The sequence below is a fragment of the Paraburkholderia dipogonis genome, assembly GCF_046027395.1.
Classification (GTDB): Bacteria; Pseudomonadota; Gammaproteobacteria; order Burkholderiales; family Burkholderiaceae; genus Paraburkholderia; species Paraburkholderia dipogonis_A.
The window spans coordinates 192,441-210,507 of sequence record NZ_JAQQEG010000006.1 but is presented as its reverse complement, the minus strand read 5'-3'; the positions used below and the strand labels follow the sequence as shown (position 1 = coordinate 210,507).

Genomic DNA, 18,067 nt, shown 5'->3' with positions numbered 1-18,067 from the left:
CGTATCAGTGCGGCCGCTTGCGAGTCAAACGCGACGGGCTAGCGCTTGATCGACTGTTGCCATTGCTTGAGGAATTCGAGGCGCTTCGACTGATCGAGATAGACCAGCAGGCCTGCGCCGATCGGGATCGGTTTGAGCGAATCGCCGAGTTGCTTCGTGAGGCCGGCCATCGACGTTTCGCCTTCCACGTCGGCGCGAATCGAGAACAGGCTCGCCTGATTCGCCAGTAGCGTCTGGCCGCGTTGCGAGAGCAGGTAGTCCACCCACAGCTTCGCGGCGTTCGGGCTTTGTGCTTTCTTCGAAATCGTCACGAGCCGGCTGACCACCAGCGTGTAGTCCTTCGGATAGACATAACCGATCGACGGATCTTTCTTCGCCTTGGTCAGCGCGTATGAGCCGAGAATGTTGTAGCCGATCAGGTTCTCACCGGAAGAAATGCGCTCCATCATCGCGCCGGTGCTCGATTGCAGCTTCGGGCCGGTGGCGCCCATGGCCTTGACGAGATCCCACGTCACCTGCGGATTGACGCGCGCGTCCTGGGTCAGATAGTTGAAACCGACGCCGGACTTTTCGATGTCGTAAGTGGTGACCCGGCCTTTGAACTGCTCGGGCTTGGCTTGCAGCAGTTTGATCAGATCTGCGCGCGTTTGCGGCACGTCGCCGGCCGGCACGAGGCGCTTGTTGTAGACGATCGCGAGCGGCTCGTAGGTGGTGCCGTAAGCCTGCTTCTGGTACTGCGCCCATTGCGGCAACTGCTTCGCTTCGGGCGATTCGTAAGTGGCCATCAGGCCGTCGTTGACGAGCTTGACCTGCAGGTCCATGGCCGAGCTCCACAGCACGTCGGCGCTGGTGCTGCTGGCTGCGTTTTCGCTGATGTAGCGGTTGTACAGCTCGGTGCTGTTCATGTCGTTGTACTCGACCTTGACGCCGTACAGGCTTTCAAAATCCTTGATGAGCGGGCGCACGAGTGCGGTGTCCGTGACCGAGTAGACGATCAGCTTGCCTTCCTTTTTCGCGCCGTCGACCGTGGCCTGGTAATCACTTGGGTAACCGGCTGGAATGGCCGCCCACGCTGAATTTGCGGCGAATGCGATAGCGGCTGCGAGAACCTTCAAAGCGTTTTGCACGTCTTCCTCCAGAAAACTTCGTGTTGGTTTTGTGTAGGCGAATGGTAAGAGATTGATGCTTTCTGAACGCTTTCAGTTTTCGAAGGAAATGCGTCACAATGGTCGAATTCACCTCATGGATTTCCCTGGGATTCTGTTCTATGCGTGTGCTCCTTGTTGAAGACAATCCGATCCTTTCCCGCTCGCTCACCGACGCGCTGACCGGCGCGAAACTCACCGTCGACTGCATGCATGACGGCGAGTCCGCCGACCACGTCTTGCGCACGCAGGACTACGCGCTGGTGATTCTCGATATCGGTTTGCCGAAGCTCGATGGCCTCGAAGTGCTGCGCCGTTTGCGCGCGCGCCGCAACGCAGTGCCGGTGTTGATGCTGACCGCGCACGGTTCGGTGGAAGAGCGCGTGCGCGGTCTCGATCTCGGCGCCGACGACTACCTCGCCAAGCCGTTCGCGCTCACCGAACTCGAAGCGCGCGCGCGTGCGCTCTTGCGCCGCAGTCACGGCCAGGAGCCGTTGCATGCGCAATGCGGCACGCTGCTTTACGACAGCGTGGATCGCGGCTTCACGCTCGACGGCGAAGCGCTCGCGTTGACGCCGCGCGAGCGCTCGGTGCTCGAGGTGCTGATCCTGCGCAACGGCCGCGCGATCAACAAGGACACGCTGTCGGAGAAGATCTTCGGGCTCGACGAATCGGTGAATGCGGACGCCATCGAAATCTATGTGCACCGCTTGCGCAAGAAGCTCGAATACAGTTCGGTGGGCATCGTCACGCTGCGCGGGCTCGGCTATCTGCTGGAAGCAAAAAGCGCATGACGCGGCCGAATCTGCGCGTACGGATTGCGCTGTGGTTGTTGCTGCCGCTGCTTCTGCTGCTCGCGTTGGACGCATGGCTCACGTATCAGCGTGCGATGAACGCGGCGCACGCGGCCTTCGATCGCACGCTCGAATTTTCGCTGCGCTCGATCCGCGACGGCATCCGTTTGCGCGACGGCGAGATCGAAGTCGATCTGCCGTACCTCGCGCTGGAGATGTTCGAATCGAACGGCGGCGGCAACATCTACTATCAGATTCGCGAGGAAGGCGGCCGCGTCGTGACGGGCTATCCCGACTTGCCGGACCCCGGCAAGGTGCCGGGCGAGCCCTACAGCGTGCGGTTTTACGACGACGTGTTTCGCGGCCGTCCGTTGCGCATCGCCATGCTCAGGCTGCCCGTGCACGACGTGCCGACCGCGCAGACGCGCGTGGTGCTGGTGCGAGTCGGCGAAACGATCGAGCAGCGTCAGGCGTTGGCGCGCGAGATTCTGACCGGATCGCTGCAACAGGAAGGGTTGTTGGTGGTGCTCGCGCTCGGCATCGTCTGGTTGGGCGTGGCGCGCGGCTTGCGGCCGTTGAACCGCCTGTCGGCGAAAGTGGCGGCGCGCGCCGAGGACGATCCGACGCCGCTCGACACCGTCGGTCTGCCGAGCGAAGTGGCGCCGCTGGTCGATTCGATCAATCAGTACATCGGCCGCACGCAGTTGATGCAGTCGTCGCGCCGGCGCTTTTTCAACGACGCCGCGCATCAGTTGAAAACGCCGCTCGCGGTGATTCAGGCGGAGTCCGAACTGGCGTTGCGCGATATCGACGTCGCGGAGGAAAGTGCGGGTGGCAATCGCCGGCAAGGGGTGCATTTGCGGAGGTTGAATCGCGCCGTGCAGCAGGCGGTGCGCATCGTGCAGCAGTTGCTCTCGCTGTCGCGGCTCGATGCGGACAGCGGCTACACGGTCAAGCATGCGGCGGTGCCGCTGCATAAGGTGGCGCGCAGCGTGACGCTCGACTGGTCGCCGGTGGCGCGCTCGCGCGGCATCGATCTCGGTTTCGAACAGGACGTGCGTGTCGACGTGATGGGCCAGCTCGATCTGCTCGCGGAACTGGTCGGCAATCTGATCGACAACGCCATCCGTTATTCCGGCGACGGCGCGGTGATCACCGTGCGGGTCGCGCGCGAAAGAGAACAAGCGTTGCTGCAGGTGATCGACAACGGGCCGGGCATTGCCGCCGGCGAACGCGACGCGGTGTTCGAACGCTTCTATCGCAGCGAAGCGACGCAGGCGGTCGAGGGTAGCGGCCTGGGTTTGTCGATCGTGCGGGAAATCGCGCGCGTGCACGGCGCACAGGTGGCGCTCACCGATGCGTACGGTGGCGGGTTGGTCGTCAGCGTGTTGTTTCCGCCGTTGAAAACGGTGTGACGTTGGCGAGCAACTCAGCAACTCAGCAGCGAATCGGAAAGCGCCGCGCATACGCAGTGGGTGAAGTGCCGCTGCTCCACGTTTCGCCGTCGATCAAAACCTGAGAAGCGCTTTCGTCCGGCACCGCCACGTTCACAGCGGTGGCCGCTTCGCGATACAGCTGCGTCTGGTTGATCCGCGCGGCAATGTCCGCATAATCCGCACGCGCGTCGATCATGCCCCAGCGTTCGAACTGCGTCAGGAACCACGCGCCTTCGAACGCTTGCGGGTAATTCACCGCGCCGTTGTCGAAGAAGCGCATGGGTAGTCCGCCGGGCGCGGAAGCGGCAATCTGGTCGCCCAGGCGCGCCGCGATCAACGTCTCGTCGATGCCGACATACTCGGGCCGCGCAAGCCAACGCGCAATTTCCTCGCGATGTCCCGCGCCGTCGAGCCAGCGGCACGCTTCGAGCATGGTCTGCACGAGCGCGCGCGCGGTATTCGGATTCGCGCCGACAAAATCGCGCCGGCACGCCAGCACTTTGTCGGGATGATCGGGCCACACGTCGCTCGTATAAGCGATCGTTCTGCCGACACCTTGCGCTTCGGCCTGCGCGTTCCAGGGCTCGCCGACACACAGGCCGTCGAGTTTGTCTTCGGCGAGCGCCGCGACCATTTGCGGCGGCGGAATCGCCACGCTTTCGATCCCGCGCAACGGGTCCACGCCGTGCGACGCGAGCCAGTAGTACAGCCACATCGCGTGCGTGCCGGTCGGGAAAGTCTGCGCGAAGACCGGCTTGCGGCCGAGCGTCGCGAGCGCCTTGGGCAGCGTGCCGTGTTCGGCGAGCGCATCGGCGAGACGGTTCGACAGTGTGATGGCCTGGCCGTTGCGGTTGAGCACCATCAGCACGGCCATATCCGTTTGCGGTCCGCCCAGGCCGAGTTGCACGCCGTAGACGAGTCCGTAGAGCGCGTGGGCCGCATCCAGATCGCCCGACAGCAGTTTGTCGCGCACGGCGGCCCATGACGGCTGACGGGACAACTCCAGCGTCAGGCCATGCGCATGGCCGAATTCGAGCAGCTTGGCGGCGACGAGCGGCGCGGCGTCCGAAAGCGCCACGAAGCCGAGCCGTAAATGGGTCTTCTCGAGTTGCCCCGAGGTGGACGTGGTGGCGAGTGAAGTAGGAGAGTTCATGGACGGCGCTTCATTTGAGCGAGTCAGCCGCCGCGATGATGGCGCGCGCGACCTCGGCGAGTTTGACGCCCTGGTTCATCGCGCGTTTGCGCAGGTTGGCGTAGGCGGCGTGTTCGGTGATTTTCTGCTGATCCATCAGGATGCGCTTGGCGCGATCGATCAGCTTGCGTTCGGCAAGTTCGTTTTCGACTTGCGCGAGACGTTCGCGCAGCTGCGATTCCTGCGCAAAACGCGCGAGCGCCACTTCGAGGATGGGCGCGAGACGCTCGGTCGCAAGTCCTTCGACGAGATAGGCCGTGACGCCCGCGCTGACGGCGTCGCGGATCAACTGCTGGTTGGCGTCGTGGCTGAACATCAGCACCGGACGCGGCGCCGTGGCGTTCATCACGGCGAGCTGTTCGAGCGTATCGCGCGACGGCGATTCCGTATCGATGATGATGACGTCCGGCCGCTCGCACTGCACCACGCGATGCAGCGCTTGCGGCGTGGCGGTGCCCGCCAGCATCTCGCAGCCGAGGCGGGCAAGGGCGTCGCGGAGGTCGCCGATGGGCTTATCGGTGTCGGTTACGAGGAGAACGCGCAGCATGGAGTGGGGTTTTATCGACGGCTAGCCTTGGATAAAGCAACGGCTATGCCAGGCGACACGCGCGAAGGTGAAACGAAAGCAATCACGGACTTAGCGGCTGGATGGACCGCCGCGGCTGCACCTGCGCGGGGCACGCGAGGCTGATGCACCGAAGCGGCGCATGGCGGCGCCGCTTACTTCATCGACGCCACGCGCTATAACTGCGAGGCGAGAACAGAAAACTCACCGCGATCATCGCCACGACGCAGCCGGCCAGCATGATCCACGCGACGCCGAAGCTTCCGCTCCAGGCGCGCACGAGGCCGGCCACGACCGGTGCGATAGCCGCCACGATGAAGCCGACGCCCTGGGTGAACGCGACGAGCTTGCCGGCCACGCGATGGTCGGCCGAATGATCCATGGCGGTCACGAGCGTCAGCGAGAAAGTTCCGCCCAGTCCCGCGCCTGCGACACCGACCCACAGCAAGGGCGCGGCGTCGGGCCAGACGACCAAACCAAGCAATCCGAACAGTTGCGCCGCGAGGCCGAGCGTGAGCCACGGCCGCCGATCCCGGAACGACGCCGCGGCGAGCGGCAGCAACAGGGCCGCGGTGGCCTGGAACACCGTCATGCCTGCCAGCAGCGAACCGCTTGCCGCGACGCTTACGCCGCGCTGCTGATAAAACGCGGGCAACCATGCGACGAGACTCGTATAGCCGCCGTTGACGATGCCGAAGAAGAGCCCGAGCGTCCACGCGCGCCGCGTGCGCCAGAGTGAAAAGGTAACGGTGTTGGCGGCAGCAACCTTTGCCGTGACGCCGCTCTCGGAAGCCTGCCGGTTCAATGCCCACCAGCAGGCCAGCGCGATGCAAGCCGGAATCGCCCACACCGCGAGTCCCGCATGCCACGACTGCGTCGCGCGACTTACCCACGGACTCAAACTCGCGCCCAACCCGCCGCCGCCCATGATGGACGCGGAGAACACGCCCATCGCGAGCGGCACGCGCGCATGAAAGCGCTGCTTCATCACGGCGGGCAGCAGCGCCTGGATTGCCGCGACGCCCACGCCCGCGAGCAACGCCGTGGCGAGCAGTGCCGCGCCGCTCGACGCCGTCCACCGCGCCGCGCAGGCCAGCGCGATGGCCAGCAAGCCGAGCGCGACACCGCGTGTTTCGCCGATCGTACGGGTCAGCGCGCCCGCGCCGAATGCGCCGATGCCCATCGCGACGACCGGCAGGCTGGTCAGCAGCGACGCGCCGTAGAAACTGAGACCGGTCGCGTCGCGGATCGTCGTCATCAAAGGGCTGATCGAAGTGAGCAGCGGGCGCAGATTGATGCCGATCGCGACGATCGCAGCCAGCCACACGACGTCCTGCCACTTCAGCGCCGTGGCGGCGTGGTGGGCGGGAGTACGGGGCCGGCTGGCGCTGGAGGGCGAATTCACAATGGTCCTGGTGGCGAGGGATGGGCAGCCTGAAAAGACCGTGCGAGGCTCGGTTTTGGTCAACCATAATAACAAAAAATGGTTAACCATTATCATAATGTCGGGTATAGCACATGGCATAGGGGGCAGTTCTCGACGTTGCGTGCCGAGCGCAATATGTGTTCGCGGAACTGCTCGCGCAGGTTCAGTTTGCGCCGCTCACGGTGCGGGGCATGACGACATCCGGGCAACCTGTGAGGCGTCGTGCGTCGGACGGACAGACAGTCGCTCGGGCCTTGGTTCCTGGTGAATGAGTGAGCGAAGGAAAGGCGATGCGTTAGCCGGAAAAGAGACACGCACTCGCGGGAAACTCTCCGCGAGTGCTCGCTGCTCTCCCGCCAATCACGGCGACTACTGCAGATACCGGACTATGAGCCGCGTGGCCTCGTCGATGAGCGCTGCAAACGCTTCGTCCGAGAGACTTTCAGGTTGATGCACGACCGCCGTGTGCGTCAGCGCCTCGATGGATGTCACGCACACAAACGCCGCAAGCTCGAGGTCGAGTGCGCGAAAATCATCGCGGTGCGCCTCGAGGAAGGCCCTGAACAGCGCATAGGTTTCCCCGTTCAGCAGCGCCGTGTTTTCAAGCCGCCCTGTGCGTGAAGTCTGTTCCGAGAGCACGCGATGCAGCTCCGGATCGATGCGATGCGCCTCGATCGATGCGGCGACGAGCGTGCGCACCGCTTGCTCCGTCGGCAGTGCCGCCGCCGCTGCCAGCGCGCCACGGACGACCTGCATGACTTCCTGGCTATGGCGCTCCATGACGGCGCTCACGAGCGCTTCTTTGCCGGGGAAATATTGGTAGAGCGAACCAACACTCACGCCCGCTCTTTCGGCGATACGGTTGGTGCTGGCTTTGTCGAACCCGTCCCTGACCAGAATGCGAGCGGTTGCTTCGATCAAAGCATCGACGGTCACGCGCGATCTGCCTTGAGACGCGTGTTTCCGGGGTTTCGTGAGCGGTTTTCGCGCCATTTCTCGCGCTCCAAATGCGAGTAGGTAAGTACGGGTTTTCGCTCGTATTATGCATCTCGCGAATCGAATAGCAACGCACAAGCCACGCCGGATCGAACGCGAATCGTAACCCTCGACGCTGAAAGGAGACGTCTTATGATCTATCAGCCGTACTCAAAACTTGTTGCCGTCAAACAGTGGGCCGATCGCGGCCTCTACGATGCTGTCAGCCAGAATTTCGACCGGCTGAGCAGTGAGGAATCCTCGATCATGCTCCGCATCCTCGATCATATCCATGTGGTCGACAGAATCTTTCAGCATCATCTGCAGGGACTGTCGCACACGTTTCAGGCGCCGCGATCGGAGAGCATGCCGGAACTCCAGGCGCTGGCGAGCAGTGCGCGAAAGGTCGACGACTGGTATGCGGAGTACGTGGACAGTTTGACGGAGAGCGACTTCGAGCAGCCCGTCGATTTCGTCTTCACTAGCGGAAAGCCCGCCCGCATGCGGCGAGGCGAAATCATTCTGCATGTGTGCCTGCATGGCACTTATCACCGGGGCAATGCGGGTGCCGTTCTTCAATTGAAGGGCCTCACCCCGGGACGTGACGCCATTACGGACTTTCTCGAAGACGCGACGTGATGCAGGCCGGCGAGCGCTCAACTCGGTGCCGTCAATTGGCGCTCAAGCATGACCAGCTCTTGGGCTTCATGAGAGACGGGAACAAATAGCGGGGGGGCCGTGTAGGGCAACGTGTGCGCGTCGGCCAGACGAGCTGCGACGCGCAGGGGCGAGCGTAATCAGTCTGGTCCGTGTTCCACGGTGATTCCACCGTGATCCCCAACGGTGGTTGAGCCGTCACGAATCCCGTTCAACAAACGGATCGTGTCGGCAATGGCCTCATTAACGGTCTTGCGTCCAGCGCCCCCGGACACTTTGGCCATTGCCTCGCTGTCCATCGGCACACAATCGTTGATGTCTTTAACGGTAAGGGTGTTCATGACGTTTCTCCATGCTGTTGCACATCGTTCGTGAGGAATCGCCTGTTGGCGACTTGTGAACAGTTCGGGTTCACGCTCATTCAGTTGCAACGAATGTGCCAGTAACGCAAAACCAGAAGCGTCCTCGCGAGGATGCGATGCTCGCTTCCTGGTCCCCTTGAGCGGTCGGTCGTAGTCCGACATAGCCTCTTCAGCTGTTGGGTCTGAGCCCACCATTCAGCGAGTCCCGCGGCTACGCTGCACAGAACGTCACCGTTCACTCCGGCCTGCCCAGCCTTCCCGCTAAATTCCGATTTGTTCCTGCTGCGCAAGACTGTTTGTCGGGTGCGGGTGTTCGAAATCCGAATCAATGCGCCTACATTGCCCTCTATTGGAGCCGTCGGCCCGATCGGCATTGAAGCCGGACAACCGATGTTCGAAGACATCGGGAGGCGTGGCGCTGGCAGCGCTCGCATTCCGCCATAGGAGTACACATGAGCGAAGCAAATCAGGGCGCAGTGCGCGAGCTGAGTCATTTCATCGACGGCCGACGCGCCGCTGGCGCGAGCGGGCGGTTTGGCGAGGTATTCGATCCGGCGCAAGGCCGGGTGGCGGCCCGCGTGCCGGTCGCAAGCGCAGCCGAAGTCGACGCCGCCGTCGCCGCTGCGAAAGCCGCGTTCCCGGCCTGGAGCGAAACCTCGCCGCTCAAGCGCGCGCGTTTGATGTTCAAGTTCAAGGAACTGCTCGAGGCGCATTCGGACGAACTCGCCGAGCTCATTACGCGCGACCACGGCAAGCTGTTTTCGGACGCGAAGGGTGAAGTCGTGCGCGGTATCGAAATCGTCGAATTCGCATGTGGGATTCCGAACCTGCTCAAGACCGATTTCACCGATCAGATCAGCGGCGGCATCGACAACTGGAATCTACGTCAGCCGCTCGGCGTGGCGGCAGGCGTCACGCCATTCAATTTCCCGATGGTGGTGCCGTGCTGGATGTTCGTGATGGCAGCAGCGTGCGGCAACACGTTCGTGCTCAAGCCCTCGGAGCGCACGCCGTCGGCATCGATCCGGCTTGCCGAGCTGTTCATCGAGGCGGGCTTTCCCAAAGGCGTGTTCAATGTCGTGCATGGCGACAAGGCCGTCGTCGATGCGCTGATCGAGCACCCCGACGTGGCCGCGATATCGGTCGTCGGCTCGACGCCGGTCGCGGAATACATCTACAGCGAAAGCGCAAAGCGCGGTAAGCGCGTGCAGGCGTTGGGTAGTGCGAAAAACCATCTGGTCGTCATGCCCGACGCCGATCTCGATCAAGCGGTCGATGCGCTGATCGCCTCGTCATATGGCTCGGCCGGCGAGCGCTGCATGGCGACCTCGGTCGCGGTGGCGGTAGGGCGTATCGGCGATGAGCTGATCGAGCGTCTCGCGCCGCGCGTGCGCTCGCTCAGGATTGGCGGCGGCATGGAGCCCGATCTGGACATGGGGCCGCTCATCAGCGCCGCGCATCGCGCCAAGGTGCTGGGCTATATCGACGCCGGCGTCGCGGCAGGTGCCAGGCTCGTCGTCGATGGCCGCGGCCATAGCGTGCCCGGCCACGAAGAGGGTTTCTTTCTCGGCGGCTCGCTCTTTGACGACGTAAAGGCTGATATGAGCATCTATCGGGAAGAGATTTTCGGGCCGGTGCTGTCGGTTGTCCGCGTGCCTGATCTCGCGAATGCGATAGCACTCGTCAACGCGCACGAACTGGGGAACTGCGTATCGCTTTTTACATCCGACGGCGGCGCGGCGCGCGCATTCTCCCGGCAGATTCACATCGGCATGGTGGGCATCAACGTGCCGAGTCCGGTGCCGCCGGCGTGGCATTCGTTCGGGGGCTGGAAGCGATCGCTGTTCGGCGATCATCACGCGTACGGCGAGGAAGCCGTGCGCTTTTACACGCACTACAAGAGCGTCATGCAGCGTTGGCCCGACAGCATCGCCAAAGGTGCGGAATTCGCGATGCCCGTGGCCCGGTGAGCCGAGCCGGGCGCGCTCATCATTTAAAGCGGGCGGCAAGGACGGCTGTCACCGGATTCGCGGCTATTTCTACTGCATTGGCGACCCACGCACCGACTGGGCTCTATTGCATGCGCGAAGAGCGGGGCCCGAAGGCGCGTTTAGTGCCCTATGCGCCGGCGTCGAAAGTTCGGCATGGGACCGGACTTGGGTAAGAGCTGCAAGGCGCCCCTGCTAAACTCGTCGTGATTCCCGACTTAAGTGTCTTTGAGTAAGCCAATCATGAAGAGTAGTTCAAAAGGCGGCCTTGTTTATTCCACCGATGGCGGGCGGATGTGTCCCGAATGCGGCCAGGTGCTCGCGCAATGTGTCTGCAAGACGCTGGCCAGAACACGAGCGGTGGGTGATGGCGTGGTGCGAGTGACTCGCGAGACCAAGGGCCGGGGCGGGAAGAGCGTGACGCTGGTTAAAGGGCTGGCGCTCGATCCTCTTGCCTTGACCTTGCTAGGCAAGCAGTTACGCACGGTCTGCGGTTCTGGCGGAACGGTCAAGGACGGCGTGATCGAAGTGCAGGGTGACCATTGCGAGCGAGTCATCGAGGCGCTAAAAAAGTATGGCCACAGCGCGAAGAGGGCCGGGGGCTGAGCTCATCGCTTCAATGCATCCGCCCCCTTGGTGATCCGCTTGAATGCTCGTTCCCACGGCCACAGGCTGGAACCCGATGCGGTTCGCAGACCTGGAAACCGGCTTTCTCCAACGGCGGCCATGCCCGGTGCCCCCTGCCTCATGCGCCATTCGCCACCATGATCCCGCTTGCAAGACCCCTTCGAAACAGAGTCAAACGCTCATGGCCAGATTGGCGAGGGCGGGTCGCGCGGCCGTAAATATGGCGTAAGCTGAGCGCTCGACCGGAGGGTGACGTCGGCGGCAAAATCTGCGAACCGGGTTCGGTCGACTCGCGTTCGTCTCTTTCACAAGGAGGAAAGCGATGCGGACGATGAAGGCAGTGCAGGTGGCCAAGGCTGGCGGACCCCTGGAACTCGTCGAACGGGACGTGCCGGAACCCGGTGCTGGACAGGTGCTCATCAAGATCCAGGCGTGCGGTATCTGCCATAGTGACGTGTTGACAAAAGAAGGGCAGTGGCCGGGCCTGGAATATCCGAGGGTGCCCGGGCACGAGATTGCGGGCGTCATCGATACGGTCGGCGCGGGCGTCGAGGGATGGCAGGCGGGGCAGCGCGTCGGTGTCGGCTGGCACGGCGGACATTGCGGACGGTGCGAGCATTGTCGTCGAGGCGATTTTGTTCTGTGTCAGCGCGCACTCGTGCCTGGCATCAGCTACGACGGTGGCTATGCCGAGTACATGGTGGCCCCGGTCGAAGCACTGGCGCGCATTCCGGACGATCTTTCCGATGTCGATGCCGCCCCGCTTCTGTGCGCAGGCATCACGACATTCAACGCGCTGCGCAACAGCGGCGCGCGTGCCGGGGATGTGGTTGCCGTGCTGGGCATTGGCGGACTCGGCCATCTCGGCGTGCAGTTCGCGCGAAAGATGGGATTTGTCACGGTTGCCATCGCGCGCGGGCAGGACAAGGCCAGTCTGGCGAAAGAGCTTGGCGCCCATCACTACATCGACAGCACGGCGGTGAACGTCGCAGAAGCATTGCAGGCTTTGGGCGGCGCTCGCGTGATTCTGGCAACCGTTACCAGCGGCAAAGCGATGAGCGCCGTCCTGGGCGGCTTGGGATTGAACGGCAAGCTGATCATGGTTGGACTGTCCGAAGAGCCCGTCGAGGTGCCGATCGCGCAGTTCATCATGGGGCGAAATTCGGTGCAAGGCTGGCCGTCGGGCACGTCGGCGGATTCTCAGGACACGCTCGCCTTCAGCGCGCTATCGGGCGTCAAACCGATGATCGAAGAATTCCCGCTAACGAAAGCTGCCGATGCCTACGACCGGATGATGAGCGGCGCTGCGCGGTTCAGGGTTGTGCTCAACACGGGACAATAAAAGCGCGACCGGCGACCGGGTTCGAGGCCTTCACGTCGGTGCGGTCGACGCCCCGATAGAAAGTCCGCTGCGAAGCCGGAAGCCTCCGTCTCTTCAACGAAACCACGAAGTGCCGCCGCAGCAGCATCGCGCGGCGCTTCGCTTCGGCGTTCCCATTGAAAATGCAAGGCGCTGAGCGCGAGTGCTTTATCTTCAACGGACTGCGCTCGCGATGTCCATCGATCGTCCGCGCGCGGCGAAGATTCAACGCGAGCACCACACGGGCATCTGCTTCCCCGCACCGTAGACGATGGCGCAGGCTGTCCGCCGCGCTAGAATGCCTGCCGATATCGCTCCATTCCCGATTAGATCATTCATGGCTCCACGTCCCCGGCGTTCGTCGTCTGCCGACACCGAAACGCCCATTCAGTCTGTACGCGACGACGATTCGATCAGCGTCGAAGAGCGTATTTATGCGGCTATCACTGCCGCGCTGTTGCAGGGGCGCCTGCGGCCGGGCGCGCAACTCGTCGAACGCGATCTCGCCGCCGCGTTCGGCTGCACGCGCGGCGCGCTGCGCAAGGTGCTGGCGCGGCTGGGCTTCGAGGGCAAGCTCGTGCTGGAGGCGAATCGCGGTGCGTTCGTGCCGTCGCCGTCGGAAGAGGACATTCGCAAGGTGTATCGCGCGCGGCAGATCGTCGAGGCGGGCATCGTCGCGGCTTTGTGCGGGGCGTTGAGCGCTGCGCACAAGCGGCGCTTGCGCGCGCACGTGCGCAGCGAGGAGAAGGCCTTGAGCGCGGGCGCCGTCGAAGAGTCCGTGCGTCTTGCCGGCCAGTTCCACGTGCTGCTGACGGAGTTGGCGGGCGGCACGGAGTTGCTCGGGCTGGTCGGGCAACTGGTCGCCAGGACGGAGCTGTATAAGGCGCTGTTCGACCCCTCGAAGGGTTCAACCTGCTCCGCGGACGAACACACGCAAATCATCGACGCACTCGACGCCGGTGACCTCGACGTTGCACTGGCGGCTATGCGCGAGCATCTGGCGGAACTGGAGGAGCGAGTAGTCGAGCAGGTGCGCAAGAGCGCCGCCGGAGAGGATCTCGGGACGGTGTTCGGGCTTTAAGCGCGGGTATGGAGGAAGCGAGGAAGGCGGTGAAACGCCCGCTGGCAACAGAAAGCGCCAGGCGCTGAAGAAAACCAGGCTGCAGCGAGGCGATGCCGCAGCGCGCCGCTCAGGCTCGAGTCAATGGATCAGCGAGTCGAGCCGGAGAAGGCGCGCGAATGGCTTCGCGTACAACTTAATCGCAATGGATCACGCCAGGACCGGGCGGGGCGCGGTCAGCGTGCCGCCAGCCTTAACGGCGACGGAATTGCGTGTTGCGAGCACCGCCGCCACCGGTGGCGCGCTCGTCTTTGTGACGGAAATTGATCCGGCCTTTGGTCAGATCGTAGACCGACAGTTCCAGCGTCACGCGGTCGCCCGCGAGAATACGGATGTGGTTCTTGCGCATGCGTCCGGACGCGTAAGCGCCAACCACGACGCCGTTGTCGAGCGTCACGCGGTAACGGCTGTCCGGAAGTACTTCGTCGACGATACCGTCAAGTTCAAGCAGTTCTTCTTTCGCCATGCATAACTCCTGGTCGATGGGATAAGGGGTGTTGGTCGCCCACGCCGGGCAGCACAACATCAGATGGGGGCAAAAGCGGGCTTTTCGAGCCCGCTGTCCTGCGGCATCAGCCTATGCGCTGATAGTACCGCTCAAAGATCGGCGACGGACTGGCCGTCTACACGGCCGTCGATCAATTGCTCGGCGTGGGCCATGCACGCAATGCGCGCCTTGCCCGTGCCGTCGAACGGAAACAGGTACTGCAGACGGAACACACGCCCGTCGGCGGCCGGATTGGCGCCCACTCGGCAAATGCGCACCGACGCGTCGTAGCCGGCGTCCGGATTGCGGCTCGTCTGACCGTCCGCCGGGCGGCGCGGATAGACGAGCGGGTGAATTTCATAACCCTTGTACGTCTTGACAACTGAATTCATGAAGCACGTGTCCTGTAATACGTGGCCGGCGTGTCACGCGTGTTACGCGCGGCACGACAGGCCGGGCAGCGCAGCACCTTTGGGGCGCGCCGCCATGGAAAAAGATTGGCACAGGCCCGATGGCAAGGGCTTGAGCGCAGCCGCGCAAAAATCGCGGATTCGATGGAGAAGAAACACGCTGATGTCGCGCGGACATCAGGCGCGTAAAGCTGAACACTCAGCTGCACAACTCGCGACGGCGAATGCATGCGGCGCATTGCCGGAGTGACGGGATCGCCGACAGGCGGCGGTCGAACAGTCGGGGGTGGTGCGCAGACGCCGGTTTTAGACCGCCCGGTGTTGCCTGATCAAGCCGGTTGTTGCCTGGTAACGCGAATGCGGCAAATGCGGGATACAGCTATTCCAATATGATGCACTAAATGGGGCTAATTGGATAGCAAAAAGTTCCACGCAGGGACAAACCGCCCGGCCGGCGGGGTTTTGCGAGCGACGCGCTCGTCGCGAACGGCGTGCCGGGGCATGAGCGGCACGCCGGGTGAGGGGTTGCGCCGTGACGGCGCGGGGCGCTGGACGATCAACAGACTCGTGCTTCAGCGGGAAGTTTCGGCGACGCGCTTCTGCAACTCGCGCGACGCCGCCAGCGGAATGCGGGCGTCATCCCAGCCGGCCAGCCATTCGACTTCCTTCGACGTGAAGATCTGTCCGTGATTGCGCAGCGTGTACTGCAACGAATCAATGATGTGATTGCGGATGATTTCCGGCGTGCCGTCGTCATCGAGCACGGCGCGAAACGCTTCAAGCGTGGCCATCTGTTGCTCCGTGAAATAGATGGGTCTTTTATCGCACGAAAAAAAATCGCTCGCCAAGCGGACAAAAATCGCCGCGTGACGAGGGGCGTCAGCGTTCGCTTTTTTGACGGCGTGGCCGGCGCCGCGGTCGCCGTGGCCGGGCCGGGTGGCTACAATGGCGAGTTGCCGCATCCTTCGAACATTGCGACTGCCCATGCGCAACCCAAACGTGTCTCCTGTGAAAGACCTGCTGCTCGAGCGCTACGCTCCCATCGCCGACGGCATCGCGGCGCTTTTCTATCCGTGCGCCGAAGTGGTGATTCACGATCTGCGCGATCAGACCATCGCGTACCTCGTGAACAACCTGTCGAAGCTCGAAGTCGGCGGCCCGTCGGTGCTGGACGAAGTCCATTACGCGGCGCGCGGCCAGACCATCGGCCCGTACGAAAAGCTCAACTGGGACGGCCGGCGCATGCGTTGCGTGAGCAACATCCTGTTCGACGACGACGGCAAGCCGGCCGGCATGCTGTGCATCAACTTCAATATCGCGGTGTTCGAAGATGTGCGTTCCACGCTCGACCTGTTCATCAAAGGCGGCAATCTGACGGACGCGCCCGCGGAAGAACTGTTCCGCGACGACTGGCAAGACCGCATCAACACGTACCTGCACACGTGGCTGCGCGAACGGCAGATCGGCATCAATGCGCTCACGCGCGAACACAAGCGGGAAATCGTCGAGGCACTGCACGCACAAGGCGCGTTTCGCGGCCGCAGTTCCGCGAACTACGTGGCCGCCGTGCTGACGATGGGACGCGCCACCGTCTACAAGATTCTCAAGCAGATGAAAGAGGGCGGCTGACGGTTCGACCGTTGCTTAACCGCCGAGATTGGTCAATTCAGGGAGGATGAGAATGGTGCGTTACCGGCACTACAAAGGCGGGATTTACGAACTGATTTGCGAGGCCACGCTCGAGTCCGACCCCACGGTCACGATGATCGTCTACAAAGCGAGCAATGGTACGATCTGGACGCGTCCGGCTTCGATATTTTTCGAACTCGTCGAGGTCGACGGCGCCGAGGTGCCGCGCTTCGCACCGATCAACTAGCCATTATCAACAACGGGAAATCTGCATGCGTCTACTGCTTGCCATCATTCTGCCGTGGTTTCAGTTCTTCACGATTGGCCGTCCGGTCGCGGGCATCATCTGTCTGATTCTGCAGATCACGCTGATCGGCTGGATTCCGGCCGCGATCTGGTCGGTGTATGCGCTAAGCCAGTACAACACCGACAAGAAAATCGCCCGGGCGATGGGTAACGGGCGTTAAGGCTGGCGCTGAGCAGCGTGGGCGCCGTGCGTCACCTGAGCGGCGGCAATGCGACCGCGGCGGGTGCTTCGATCCTATGCGAGCGCTGACGGTGATCGAACCCAGCCACGGAAGGGCACGCGCTAGCGGCAACGCAGTATGGGCTGTACCCGCACGGAAGAATTTCAGAATGTTGCCGTTTCCCCCGGAATCTTACGTTTAGTACGCGCCAGGAAACTACTGTTAAGATGTTTGCCTACCCTCGGCAAGCAAATGAGACGAATTCCCGTTCTAAACGGGCTGCGCGGAATGGCGATCATTGCAGTGGTATTTCACCACTCGTTTTCGGCATTTTTCAACGCGGCTGGATCCGTCACCCTCACCCCTTTGACCGTGCTCGGATCCAGTGGCTGGCTAGGGGTGAACCTTTTTTTCTTTCTGTCAGGTTTCGTTCTGTACCTTCCGTACGCAACCGGGCAGCGCTCGTTTGCGGGACTTCAATCGCTGACCGGCTTCTACGGTCATCGAGCGCGCCGGTTGTTGCCGGTGTATTACACCTCAGCATTGATCCTGTTGCTATTTACGACACAATATCAGCTCAACGATTCGTCGCTATACCGGGCGCTCGTTCAGTACGCATTTGCGACATTTGTATTTAGCAGGGAGACGTTTTTCCCTTCAATCAACTGGGCGCTTTGGTCGCTTGGAGTTGAACTATGGTTTTCGCTGTTGTTTCCAGCCGTGGTCATCGCGATCGACCGGTTCGGCTGGCGAAAAGTACTGGTAATCGTGATTATCACGGCGCTGAGTGTTCGTTTTGCAGGTCAGCTCATCGTCCCGACTAATCCGCGACGAGTTCTGAATTTCGTTTCGGATTCGTTGTTTGGCCGGCTTGATGAATTTGTTCTCGGCATGTTGGGTGCATGGTTGTTCTCGCGTCGCCTGATGCTTTGGCGACCGGCGGTTCAACTCGTGGGCGGAGTCGCTCTTCTCGCATTGTCGTCTGTGCTGTGGTCACTGTGGTATCGCGGAACGTTCGCGGAACCACTTGCAGCGCTCTTCAGCATGCCGTTCGACGCCGGCTTGCTGTTGACGGTCAATGCGCTGGTCGTCGGCTGCAAACCGATCGTGCGTGTGGTGAGCATCTGGCCCCTGCAAATGTCAGGGCTTATGTGCTACAGCATTTATCTGTGGCATGCCCCTATTATTTCTCATTTCCGAAGTTCGGCTTATTCGGTTTCCACGTACGTTGCGTATTTGAGCATTACCTATCTTATTGCCTGGTTTTCGTACCGGTATATTGAGTTTGGGTCGGTGTCGGATTATCGCAAATTGCTGCCTGAAAGGGTGGAGGGCGAGGGCGATCAGAAACCACTTAAAGATCGTCGCCCACGCTCCATCGCTGATGGCGGAAGAACGCGGGATTCTGGATGATTTTGGAATCGGCG

The 18,067-nt window shown here is 62.3% G+C and carries 20 protein-coding genes; 11 read left to right on the top strand and 9 right to left on the bottom strand.

Going from position 1 to position 18,067, the window contains the following annotated elements:
* Nucleotides 1-38: 38 nt before the first annotated feature.
* Nucleotides 39-1,127 (bottom strand): ABC transporter substrate-binding protein, encoded by a 1,089-nt coding sequence (locus PQR32_RS08695; protein WP_408224510.1) that lies wholly within the window; start codon nucleotides 1,125-1,127, stop codon nucleotides 39-41.
* A 140-nt stretch (nucleotides 1,128-1,267) separates the two neighbouring features.
* Here PQR32_RS08695 and PQR32_RS08690 point away from each other — a divergent pair, with 140 nt between their 5' ends.
* Both PQR32_RS08690 and PQR32_RS08685 read left to right on the top strand, forming a co-directional pair.
* Complete coding sequence (locus PQR32_RS08690; RefSeq protein ID WP_408224507.1) at nucleotides 1,268-1,939, top strand: response regulator; 672 nt, start codon at nucleotides 1,268-1,270, stop codon at nucleotides 1,937-1,939.
* Nucleotides 1,936-3,354: a sensor histidine kinase gene (locus tag PQR32_RS08685; RefSeq protein WP_408224504.1), complete on the top strand. Its 1,419-nt coding sequence runs from the start codon at nucleotides 1,936-1,938 to the stop codon at nucleotides 3,352-3,354. Before PQR32_RS08690 ends, PQR32_RS08685 begins: the two co-directional genes overlap by 4 nt.
* Before the next feature lie 22 nt (nucleotides 3,355-3,376).
* On the opposite strand, the gene PQR32_RS08680 is transcribed toward PQR32_RS08685, so the two are convergent.
* The 4 genes from PQR32_RS08680 to PQR32_RS08665 all read right to left on the bottom strand — a co-directional run bounded on the left by PQR32_RS08680 (nucleotide 3,377) and on the right by PQR32_RS08665 (nucleotide 7,494).
* Nucleotides 3,377-4,528 (bottom strand): CmpA/NrtA family ABC transporter substrate-binding protein, encoded by a 1,152-nt coding sequence (locus PQR32_RS08680; RefSeq protein WP_408224501.1) that lies wholly within the window; start codon nucleotides 4,526-4,528, stop codon nucleotides 3,377-3,379.
* A 10-nt stretch (nucleotides 4,529-4,538) separates the two neighbouring features.
* Nucleotides 4,539-5,114 carry an ANTAR domain-containing response regulator gene (locus PQR32_RS08675; protein WP_408224498.1) on the bottom strand — a complete coding sequence of 192 codons (576 nt, stop codon included), beginning with the start codon at nucleotides 5,112-5,114 and terminating at the stop codon, nucleotides 4,539-4,541.
* 178 nt (nucleotides 5,115-5,292) lie between these two features.
* The gene (locus tag PQR32_RS08670; protein WP_408224495.1) at nucleotides 5,293-6,537 is read right to left on the bottom strand and encodes a cyanate transporter; all 1,245 of its coding nucleotides are present in this window, start codon (nucleotides 6,535-6,537) and stop codon (nucleotides 5,293-5,295) included.
* Nucleotides 6,538-6,927: 390 nt separating this feature from the next.
* Complete coding sequence (locus PQR32_RS08665) at nucleotides 6,928-7,494, bottom strand: TetR/AcrR family transcriptional regulator (RefSeq protein WP_408224492.1); 567 nt, start codon at nucleotides 7,492-7,494, stop codon at nucleotides 6,928-6,930.
* Nucleotides 7,495-7,686: 192 nt separating this feature from the next.
* Between PQR32_RS08665 and PQR32_RS08660 the strand changes: the two genes are divergently transcribed.
* A complete protein-coding gene (locus PQR32_RS08660) occupies nucleotides 7,687-8,172 on the top strand; it encodes a DinB family protein (RefSeq protein ID WP_408224489.1) in 486 nt (161 codons plus the stop codon).
* 158 nt (nucleotides 8,173-8,330) lie between these two features.
* On the opposite strand, the gene PQR32_RS08655 is transcribed toward PQR32_RS08660, so the two are convergent.
* Nucleotides 8,331-8,531 carry a hypothetical protein gene (locus tag PQR32_RS08655; protein ID WP_408224486.1) on the bottom strand — a complete coding sequence of 67 codons (201 nt, stop codon included), beginning with the start codon at nucleotides 8,529-8,531 and terminating at the stop codon, nucleotides 8,331-8,333.
* A 473-nt stretch (nucleotides 8,532-9,004) separates the two neighbouring features.
* Here PQR32_RS08655 and PQR32_RS08650 point away from each other — a divergent pair, with 473 nt between their 5' ends.
* From PQR32_RS08650 to PQR32_RS08635, 4 genes are all read left to right on the top strand, one after another.
* Nucleotides 9,005-10,522: a CoA-acylating methylmalonate-semialdehyde dehydrogenase gene (locus PQR32_RS08650; RefSeq protein ID WP_408224483.1), complete on the top strand. Its 1,518-nt coding sequence runs from the start codon at nucleotides 9,005-9,007 to the stop codon at nucleotides 10,520-10,522.
* 261 nt (nucleotides 10,523-10,783) lie between these two features.
* The gene (locus PQR32_RS08645; RefSeq protein ID WP_408224480.1) at nucleotides 10,784-11,146 is read left to right on the top strand and encodes a translation initiation factor Sui1; all 363 of its coding nucleotides are present in this window, start codon (nucleotides 10,784-10,786) and stop codon (nucleotides 11,144-11,146) included.
* A gap of 343 nt (nucleotides 11,147-11,489) precedes the next feature.
* Nucleotides 11,490-12,509: an alcohol dehydrogenase gene (locus tag PQR32_RS08640; protein WP_408224477.1), complete on the top strand. Its 1,020-nt coding sequence runs from the start codon at nucleotides 11,490-11,492 to the stop codon at nucleotides 12,507-12,509.
* 355 nt (nucleotides 12,510-12,864) lie between these two features.
* Nucleotides 12,865-13,608 (top strand): GntR family transcriptional regulator, encoded by a 744-nt coding sequence (locus PQR32_RS08635; protein WP_408224474.1) that lies wholly within the window; start codon nucleotides 12,865-12,867, stop codon nucleotides 13,606-13,608.
* 232 nt (nucleotides 13,609-13,840) lie between these two features.
* Here the strand turns inward: PQR32_RS08635 and infA are convergent, their stop codons facing one another.
* The 3 genes from infA to PQR32_RS08620 all read right to left on the bottom strand — a co-directional run bounded on the left by infA (nucleotide 13,841) and on the right by PQR32_RS08620 (nucleotide 15,335).
* On the bottom strand, nucleotides 13,841-14,113 hold the full coding sequence (gene infA, locus PQR32_RS08630) for a translation initiation factor IF-1 (RefSeq protein WP_012427521.1): 273 nt from the start codon (nucleotides 14,111-14,113) through the stop codon (nucleotides 13,841-13,843).
* A gap of 131 nt (nucleotides 14,114-14,244) precedes the next feature.
* A complete protein-coding gene (locus tag PQR32_RS08625; RefSeq protein WP_035557986.1) occupies nucleotides 14,245-14,526 on the bottom strand; it encodes a hypothetical protein in 282 nt (93 codons plus the stop codon).
* A gap of 590 nt (nucleotides 14,527-15,116) precedes the next feature.
* The gene (locus tag PQR32_RS08620) at nucleotides 15,117-15,335 is read right to left on the bottom strand and encodes a hypothetical protein (RefSeq protein WP_408224471.1); all 219 of its coding nucleotides are present in this window, start codon (nucleotides 15,333-15,335) and stop codon (nucleotides 15,117-15,119) included.
* 193 nt (nucleotides 15,336-15,528) lie between these two features.
* On the opposite strand from PQR32_RS08620, the gene PQR32_RS08615 reads away from it, so the two are divergent.
* From PQR32_RS08615 to PQR32_RS08600, 4 genes are all read left to right on the top strand, one after another.
* Complete coding sequence (locus PQR32_RS08615) at nucleotides 15,529-16,173, top strand: helix-turn-helix transcriptional regulator (RefSeq protein WP_095421107.1); 645 nt, start codon at nucleotides 15,529-15,531, stop codon at nucleotides 16,171-16,173.
* 52 nt (nucleotides 16,174-16,225) lie between these two features.
* The gene (locus PQR32_RS08610) at nucleotides 16,226-16,420 is read left to right on the top strand and encodes a DUF1653 domain-containing protein (protein WP_408224468.1); all 195 of its coding nucleotides are present in this window, start codon (nucleotides 16,226-16,228) and stop codon (nucleotides 16,418-16,420) included.
* A gap of 25 nt (nucleotides 16,421-16,445) precedes the next feature.
* Nucleotides 16,446-16,640: a YqaE/Pmp3 family membrane protein gene (locus PQR32_RS08605; protein ID WP_408224465.1), complete on the top strand. Its 195-nt coding sequence runs from the start codon at nucleotides 16,446-16,448 to the stop codon at nucleotides 16,638-16,640.
* 252 nt (nucleotides 16,641-16,892) lie between these two features.
* A complete protein-coding gene (locus PQR32_RS08600; protein ID WP_408224462.1) occupies nucleotides 16,893-18,053 on the top strand; it encodes an acyltransferase family protein in 1,161 nt (386 codons plus the stop codon).
* Nucleotides 18,054-18,067: the final 14 nt, after the last annotated feature.

Bases quoted from the DNA above. Each gene is read 5' to 3' on its own strand.
- PQR32_RS08690 (WP_408224507.1), top strand. From the start codon at position 1,268: ATGCGTGTGCTCCTTGTTGAAGACAATCCGATCCTTTCCCGCTCGCTC.
- PQR32_RS08685 (WP_408224504.1), top strand. From the start codon at position 1,936: ATGACGCGGCCGAATCTGCGCGTACGGATTGCGCTGTGGTTGTTGCTG.
- PQR32_RS08680 (WP_408224501.1), bottom strand. From the start codon at position 4,528: ATGAACTCTCCTACTTCACTCGCCACCACGTCCACCTCGGGGCAACTC.
- PQR32_RS08675 (WP_408224498.1), bottom strand. From the start codon at position 5,114: ATGCTGCGCGTTCTCCTCGTAACCGACACCGATAAGCCCATCGGCGAC.
- PQR32_RS08660 (WP_408224489.1), top strand. From the start codon at position 7,687: ATGATCTATCAGCCGTACTCAAAACTTGTTGCCGTCAAACAGTGGGCC.
- PQR32_RS08655 (WP_408224486.1), bottom strand. From the start codon at position 8,531: ATGAACACCCTTACCGTTAAAGACATCAACGATTGTGTGCCGATGGAC.
- PQR32_RS08650 (WP_408224483.1), top strand. From the start codon at position 9,005: ATGAGCGAAGCAAATCAGGGCGCAGTGCGCGAGCTGAGTCATTTCATC.
- PQR32_RS08645 (WP_408224480.1), top strand. From the start codon at position 10,784: ATGAAGAGTAGTTCAAAAGGCGGCCTTGTTTATTCCACCGATGGCGGG.
- PQR32_RS08640 (WP_408224477.1), top strand. From the start codon at position 11,490: ATGCGGACGATGAAGGCAGTGCAGGTGGCCAAGGCTGGCGGACCCCTG.
- PQR32_RS08635 (WP_408224474.1), top strand. From the start codon at position 12,865: ATGGCTCCACGTCCCCGGCGTTCGTCGTCTGCCGACACCGAAACGCCC.
- infA (WP_012427521.1), bottom strand. From the start codon at position 14,113: ATGGCGAAAGAAGAACTGCTTGAACTTGACGGTATCGTCGACGAAGTA.
- PQR32_RS08625 (WP_035557986.1), bottom strand. From the start codon at position 14,526: ATGAATTCAGTTGTCAAGACGTACAAGGGTTATGAAATTCACCCGCTC.
- PQR32_RS08620 (WP_408224471.1), bottom strand. From the start codon at position 15,335: ATGGCCACGCTTGAAGCGTTTCGCGCCGTGCTCGATGACGACGGCACG.
- PQR32_RS08615 (WP_095421107.1), top strand. From the start codon at position 15,529: ATGCGCAACCCAAACGTGTCTCCTGTGAAAGACCTGCTGCTCGAGCGC.
- PQR32_RS08610 (WP_408224468.1), top strand. From the start codon at position 16,226: ATGGTGCGTTACCGGCACTACAAAGGCGGGATTTACGAACTGATTTGC.
- PQR32_RS08605 (WP_408224465.1), top strand. From the start codon at position 16,446: ATGCGTCTACTGCTTGCCATCATTCTGCCGTGGTTTCAGTTCTTCACG.
- PQR32_RS08600 (WP_408224462.1), top strand. From the start codon at position 16,893: ATGAGACGAATTCCCGTTCTAAACGGGCTGCGCGGAATGGCGATCATT.